Source organism: Ureibacillus suwonensis (genome assembly GCF_042655065.1).
Lineage (GTDB): Bacteria > Bacillota > Bacilli > Bacillales_A > Planococcaceae > Ureibacillus > Ureibacillus suwonensis.
Genome location: NZ_JBHSNQ010000012.1, coordinates 1 through 6597 on the forward strand (window position 1 = coordinate 1; position 6597 = coordinate 6597).

The window sequence follows — 6597 nt, forward strand, 5'->3', positions numbered from 1 at the left end:
AAAGTAACAAACAGTACGATAAGAACCTTGGAAACCCATTTCCTTTAGTTCTTCAAATATTTGTTTCTTTGTTCTTCTTAATTTTTTCCTTAACTTTAAATCCTCAAAAAGCCAATCTGAAACAATTTCTCCCCACTTTTCCTCATGCATCTTCCCTTTCTTTTTAAATGATTTCTGTTTAGGGAGTTGATCTTCATCCGCATACTTCTTAGCTGTTCGCCAATTAATTCCCATTGTTCTTTGTATTTCTGAAATAGATAAACCTTTGTTATTTCTTAAATGTTTGATACAATTAATATCAGACATTGCTAGCATCCTTTCTTACCTCCACTACCAATTGCTTGACACAATGACTGTAGTGGGACTTGGGGTGACTGGCAAGTCTTTTTTTGTTTATGCACAAAAATTTAGTGCAGGACTCTGCATTTTTCCTTTGCAAAGCTCTGCACTTTTATTTTGCCATACACAAAGATGGAGAGTTAAAAAACGAGGTTATTGATGATGGAGAATATATTTGTCCATTGACTAAGAAGAAGTATAAAAAAAATTTAAGATCCATGCTTAAAAACGCGATCCGAACCAAATTAGAACAAATCCTGAATTCAGTTGACGAAACAGTGTTAGCTAACGACTCGAGTCGTTAGTCTTTTTTACTTATCAAATAAATAAGGATTTGAAATGGAGTTAACAAACGAACCGAAACAAATAAAAGAAATTTATGACGAGGAGGAGAATCTCTCGTTCTGAAGAATAACAACAAATGGAGACGAGATAAGGCAAGTTTACTTCCGAATTTCACATTTTCGTTTGAATTGTAAAGATTATGTTAAAGTCGTTTTTTTCTCTTGTTTTATATAAGTATGTAGTTATATAATTATTAAAGGGAAGAGTAAGTATGGTTATACTACAATATCCATTTCGTGGATATGAAAGATGTGACATCATTATTTAGTGTGAGAGGAACAAAATTGCAAATAAAGGGATTTAGGAGTATCATATTTCATTTTCGCTCATATATATAAGTAAATAACTATATAATCATAAAAGAATAGGAGGTGTTTCCATGCAAAAAACAGTAGTGGAAATAGAAAAAGCATCAAACGTTTTAAAGTTGCTTGGTGATAAAACACGTTTAACGATCATGGCAATTTTAAAACAACGGGAGTGTTGTGTATGCGAGCTTCTTGAGGTGTTTGACATGAGTCAGCCGGCTATTAGTCAGCATCTTCGCAAGTTAAAAGATGCAGGATTAGTAAAAGAAGATAAGAGGGGACAGTGGATTTATTATTCCCTCAATTCACAAAATGAGTTATATGATCTCATCCAAGATATTCTGCAACACGTTCCAGATCAAACAGAGAATATTCGTAAGATTGAGGAGACCAACCCTACGCTCCGTTGCGGTTGTTAACCTACTAATTAAATGAGGAGGGAAAAAATGAATAATACGGGGAAAAAACGTCTATCGTTCTTGGATCGATACCTCACGCTTTGGATTTTCCTTGCTATGGCAGCAGGAATTGGCTTAGGATTCGTCTTTCCGGGTTTTGTAGACGGAATGAACAGTTTGCAGGTAGGAACCACATCGATTCCACTTGCCATTGGCTTAATTTTAATGATGTATCCTCCGTTGGCAAAAGTTCGCTACGAGAAGATGGGACACGTCTTTAAAGACATAAAAGTATTGGTTTTGTCCCTTGTGCAGAATTGGATTATTGGACCAATATTGATGTTTGTATTGGCGATCGTATTCTTGCCGGATAAACCCGAATACATGGTCGGACTCATCCTAATCGGTCTGGCACGTTGTATTGCGATGGTGATTGTCTGGAATGATTTAGCGAAAGGAGACAGGGAGTACGCAGCTGGACTGGTGGCGTTTAACTCTGTATTCCAAATGCTATTTTACTCTGTTTATGCGTATGTGTTTGTGACGATCATTCCAAAATGGTTAGGACTAGAAGGTGCTGTCGTTGATATTACAATGATGGAAGTCGCTAAGTCGGTGTTCATTTACTTAGGAATTCCGTTTCTTGGCGGAATGTTGACGCGCTTTTTGTTGGTAAAAGCAAAAGGCAGACAATGGTATGAAAAAGTATTCATTCCAAAAATCAGCCCGATTACATTGATTTCTTTATTGTTTACGATTATCGTCATGTTCTCTCTAAAAGGAGACGTTATCGTAAGTTTGCCGTTGGATGTAGTGAGAGTTGCTATTCCATTGTTCATTTACTTTGTGTTGATGTTCTTCGTTTCCTTCTTCATAGGGAAGAAATTTGGAGCGAACTACCCTGTCACCACCACACTTGCCTTTACAGCCGGCAGTAATAACTTTGAGTTAGCGATTGCCGTAGCTGTTGGCGTGTTTGGAATCGATTCTGGTGCAGCGTTTGCAGCTGTTATTGGACCACTGGTGGAAGTGCCTGTCATGATTGGGTTAGTCAACGTGGCACTATGGTTTCAACGAAAATACTTCAAAACAGAATCAGTATCATACTAACAACAGAGGTGGAATGAAACATGAAAAACAAAAAGATCATTTACTTCTTATGCACAGGTAACTCTTGCCGCAGCCAAATGGCAGAAGGATGGGCAAAAAAATATCTTGGCGACGAGTGGGAAGTGTACAGCGCCGGTATTGAAGCGCATGGACTAAATCCAAACGCGGTAAAAGTCATGAAAGAAGTAGGAATTGATATTTCGAACCAGACATCGGATATCATTGATCCGGAAATTTTAAATAAAGCGGATTTGGTAGTAACATTATGCGGTCATGCAGCGGACCATTGTCCAGTAACCCCGCCAAATGTGAAACGTGTCCATTGGGGATTTGATGATCCGGCAAAGGCGGAAGGAACGGAAGAGGAAAAATTAGCTGTATTCCGTCGTGTTCGCGATGAAATCGGCGCGCGCATCAAAAAATTTGCTGAAACAGGCGAATAAGACTGAGTGACAGCCGAGAAGAAGAATCTTCTCGGCTGATTTTACAGGAGGGGAAATCACATGAGAAAAATTGAAATCTTTGATCCAGCAATGTGCTGTCCAACAGGGATTTGTGGTCCAAGTATAGACCCGGAATTAATCCGTATCTCCGTAGCAGTTAACAATTTGAAGAATAAAGGAATTGATATTGTACGTTATAACCTTGGAAGCGAACCAGATGCTTTTGTAGCAAATGAAATCATCCGTAAACTACTGACAGAAAAAGGACCAGATGTATTACCGGTCGTTTTAGTGGATGGTGAAGTTATAAAAGAAAAAGGATATCCAACCAATGCTGAGTTAGCAGAATTAACGGGTATGACAGAAGAAGAATTAAGCCAAAAACCAAAAGTTCGCTTAAGTCTCAATGTGAAAAAATAACGGAAGAAGTGAATCGACATGACCACTTTGTTTAACCCTCGATCCATGGATTTCACTCCCTTTTTATTCTTTACGGGAAAAGGTGGAGTAGGGAAAACATCAACGGCGTGTGCAACGGCTATTGCGTTAGCAGATAGGGGAAAACAAGTATTGCTTGTAAGCACAGATCCTGCGTCTAATTTACAAGATGTGTTTGAAGTAGAGCTGCAAAATAAGCCTACCGCCATTCCGAATGTTCCAAATTTATTTGCTGCCAATCTTGATCCGGAAATAGCGGCAAATGAATATAAAGAAAAAGTAATTGGACCATATAGAGGAAAGTTGCCAGAAACCGTTATCGCCTCCATGGAGGAGCAACTATCAGGTGCATGTACCGTTGAAATTGCCGCCTTCAATGAGTTTTCTACATTATTGACGAACAAGGAACTTACTGCACAATTTGATCATATTATTTTTGATACGGCTCCAACAGGACATACGTTGCGATTGTTACAGTTGCCCGCTGCATGGAGTGGATTTCTAGAAGAAAGTACACATGGCGCCTCTTGTTTAGGTCCATTAGCGGGACTAAGTGCGAAAAAGGAGATGTATGAACAAAGCGTAAAGGTACTAACGAACCCAGAAAAAACAACCCTGCTTCTTGTGACTCGTCCCGACTGTTCCCCGCTGCAAGAAGCGGAACGAGCATCCAAAGAGTTACGAGAGATTGGATTGAAAAATCAGTATCTTCTTATTAATGGTGTGATGAAGGATTTCGTGAAAAATGATAAGGTTTCTTCTGCTTTCTTTACTCGACAAGTTCGTGCATTGGAACAGATGCCAAATGAGTTAAAAGGATTGCAAACATTTGAAATTCCGTTAGTGCCATTTAATATCGCCGGAGTAGAAAACATCCGTAAGTTATTCACCTTTGAACAGACAAGCGTTGTATCGGCAGATGAAATAAAGTCATTGCACGTCCCGGCTTTAAAAGCGTTAATTGATGACTTATCAGAGTCAAGAAAGCGCGTCATTTTCACGATGGGTAAAGGCGGCGTAGGAAAAACAACGGTCGCTTCTGCGATTGCGGTTGGATTGGCTGAAAAAGGACACCGTGTTCATTTAACCACAACAGATCCGGCTGCTCATATTGATTATGTGATGTGTGGAGAACATGAAAATATCTCTGTTAGCCGTATTGATCCAAAAGTTGAAGTAGAGAAGTATCGTAACGAAGTCCTCAACCAAGCAAAAGATACAGTAGATGAGGAAGGATTGGCTTATTTAGAAGAGGACTTACGTTCCCCTTGTACAGAGGAAATCGCGGTATTCCGTGCCTTTGCAGATATCGTAGAAAAAGCGAATGAAGAAGTGGTTGTCATTGACACAGCTCCAACAGGACATACGTTACTATTATTGGATGCAGCGCAAGCCTATCATAAAGAAATTGCGCGTTCTTCTGGAGAAGTACCGCAATCCGTGCAAAACTTGTTACCACGTCTTCGCAATCCGGAAGAAACAAGTGTTGTCATTGTAACATTGGCAGAAGCTACACCGGTTCATGAAGCAAGCCGTCTACAAGATGACTTAAAGCGTGCAGGAATCCAACCGAAGTGGTGGGTCATCAATCAAAGCTTTTATGCCACACATACAGTGGATCCTATTCTGCGTGGACGGGCACAGTCTGAAGTTCAGTGGATTGAAGAAGTACAACGGAAGTCACAAAACCATTGTGTGATTATTCCTTGGCAGTCGGAAGATACAGTAGGATATCAAAAACTTAAAGAATTAACGATCTAAGTTGGGATACAACAGGAGGAGATTCGAATGCGTAAAGTAATGATTTTAGGAACAGGTCCAGCGGGATTAACGGCAGCTATTTATTTGGCACGTGCTAATATGAATCCGTTAGTCATTGAGGGTTTACAACCGGGTGGGCAGTTAACAATGACAACTGAAGTAGAAAACTTTCCGGGCTTTCCAGAAGGGATTTTGGGACAAGAATTAATGGATAACATGCGCAAGCAAGCAGAACGCTTTGGTGCGGAATTTAAGAACGGTTGGGTGGAAAGAGTAGATTTGTCTCAACGCCCATTTAAAGTAACCGTCACGGGTATGGGAGAAGTAGAGACAGAGGCAATCATCATTGCCACTGGAGCGTCTGCCAAACTTCTTGGTATTCCGGGCGAGAAAGAAAACATGGGGAGCGGGGTTAGTACATGCGCGACATGTGATGGTTTCTTCTATCGCGGCAAAAAGGTTATCGTGGTAGGCGGTGGCGATTCTGCCATGGAAGAAGCAAATTTCCTTACGAAGTTTGCGACAGAAGTTCGCATTGTTCATCGCAGAAATGAGCTGCGTGCGTCAAAAATTATGCAAGATCGAGCAAAAGACAATGAAAAAATTACGTGGAGTTTAAATAAAACACCAGTAGAAGTAATATCAGATGGGAATAAGGTAACAGGTCTGAAAGTGCGTGATAATGAAACAGGACAAGAAGAAGTATTAGAAGCGGACGGCATCTTTGTAGCTATCGGTCACCGCCCAAATACCGAATTCTTAAACGGACAAGTAGAAACAGATGAAATGGGCTACATCGTAGTGAAGCCGGGTACCACAGAAACGAATATCCCAGGCGTGTTTGCATGTGGAGACGTACAAGATCATAAGTATCGCCAAGCGATTACCGCAGCAGGGACAGGTTGCATGGCTGCGCTTGACTGTGAACGTTTCTTAGAAGGTAGTGCAACACACGACTGGAGTAAATCATTATAAGAGAGGGAGAAAGCCATGGTTATTACAGAGAAAGCAAAAACATTTATTACAAAAGTGATGGAAGAAAATGGATTTGATACACTACGTTTTACATTTGAAGGCGCAGGATGTTGCGGTCCGCAACTTGGTTTATCATTAGATAATCCTCAAACCACAGATCGGTTGGAGATTATTAATGGTATTCGGGTAGCGATGGACGAGCAAGTAGCTTCTATCATCGAAGGAGTTACACTCGATGCGGAAGAAACGGAAGAAGGCGTTCAATTCGTCTTATTAGGTTTAAATCAATGTTGTTAAATCTAAATTAAAATAAATCAGCTAATGACGAAAGCTGACGACGTGTAGTTGTCAGCTTTTTTAGTGCGCCTGGCATGGGTGTAATCTATAGGGTGTAAGTCCCGAACTGTGAAGGCAGAAGTAACAGTTAGCTTAACGCAAGGGTGTCCGTGGTGACGCGGAATCTGAAGGAAGCGAGCGGCA

Annotated in this window: 7 protein-coding genes and 1 pseudogene; 7 read left to right on the top strand and 1 reads right to left on the bottom strand. The window is 40.5% G+C overall.

What is annotated here, in order from left to right:
- Positions 1–315 (bottom strand): annotated as a pseudogene (locus ACFPOH_RS01150) (IS21 family transposase); the annotation flags it as partial.
- Between the two features lie 748 nt (positions 316–1063).
- Here ACFPOH_RS01150 and ACFPOH_RS01155 point away from each other — a divergent pair.
- The 7 genes from ACFPOH_RS01155 to ACFPOH_RS01185 are packed head-to-tail and all read left to right on the top strand — an operon-like array spanning position 1064 to position 6414.
- Positions 1064–1411: an ArsR/SmtB family transcription factor gene (locus ACFPOH_RS01155; RefSeq protein WP_390308626.1), complete on the top strand. Its 348-nt coding sequence runs from the start codon at positions 1064–1066 to the stop codon at positions 1409–1411.
- A gap of 27 nt (positions 1412–1438) precedes the next feature.
- Positions 1439–2500, top strand: a complete 1062-nt coding sequence (arsB, locus tag ACFPOH_RS01160) for an ACR3 family arsenite efflux transporter (RefSeq protein ID WP_390308627.1) — start codon at positions 1439–1441, stop codon at positions 2498–2500.
- 20 nt (positions 2501–2520) lie between these two features.
- Positions 2521–2943 (top strand): arsenate reductase (thioredoxin), encoded by a 423-nt coding sequence (gene arsC, locus ACFPOH_RS01165; protein ID WP_011230093.1) that lies wholly within the window; start codon positions 2521–2523, stop codon positions 2941–2943.
- 60 nt (positions 2944–3003) lie between these two features.
- Positions 3004–3363 (top strand): arsenite efflux transporter metallochaperone ArsD, encoded by a 360-nt coding sequence (gene arsD, locus ACFPOH_RS01170; protein WP_390308628.1) that lies wholly within the window; start codon positions 3004–3006, stop codon positions 3361–3363.
- 18 nt (positions 3364–3381) lie between these two features.
- Positions 3382–5142 carry an arsenical pump-driving ATPase gene (arsA, locus tag ACFPOH_RS01175; RefSeq protein WP_390308630.1) on the top strand — a complete coding sequence of 587 codons (1761 nt, stop codon included), beginning with the start codon at positions 3382–3384 and terminating at the stop codon, positions 5140–5142.
- Positions 5143–5169: 27 nt separating this feature from the next.
- A complete protein-coding gene (trxB, locus tag ACFPOH_RS01180; protein ID WP_390308632.1) occupies positions 5170–6117 on the top strand; it encodes a thioredoxin-disulfide reductase in 948 nt (315 codons plus the stop codon).
- Positions 6118–6132: 15 nt separating this feature from the next.
- Positions 6133–6414: an adhesin gene (locus ACFPOH_RS01185; RefSeq protein WP_390308635.1), complete on the top strand. Its 282-nt coding sequence runs from the start codon at positions 6133–6135 to the stop codon at positions 6412–6414.
- The last annotated feature ends 183 nt before the right edge of the window (positions 6415–6597 follow it).

What these genes read in the sequence shown, in the direction of transcription:
- ACFPOH_RS01155 (WP_390308626.1), top strand. Translation starts at nt 1,064, where the DNA reads ATGCAAAAAACAGTAGTGGAAATAGAAAAAGCATCAAACGTTTTAAAG.
- arsB (WP_390308627.1), top strand. Translation starts at nt 1,439, where the DNA reads ATGAATAATACGGGGAAAAAACGTCTATCGTTCTTGGATCGATACCTC.
- arsC (WP_011230093.1), top strand. Translation starts at nt 2,521, where the DNA reads ATGAAAAACAAAAAGATCATTTACTTCTTATGCACAGGTAACTCTTGC.
- arsD (WP_390308628.1), top strand. Translation starts at nt 3,004, where the DNA reads ATGAGAAAAATTGAAATCTTTGATCCAGCAATGTGCTGTCCAACAGGG.
- arsA (WP_390308630.1), top strand. Translation starts at nt 3,382, where the DNA reads ATGACCACTTTGTTTAACCCTCGATCCATGGATTTCACTCCCTTTTTA.
- trxB (WP_390308632.1), top strand. Translation starts at nt 5,170, where the DNA reads ATGCGTAAAGTAATGATTTTAGGAACAGGTCCAGCGGGATTAACGGCA.
- ACFPOH_RS01185 (WP_390308635.1), top strand. Translation starts at nt 6,133, where the DNA reads ATGGTTATTACAGAGAAAGCAAAAACATTTATTACAAAAGTGATGGAA.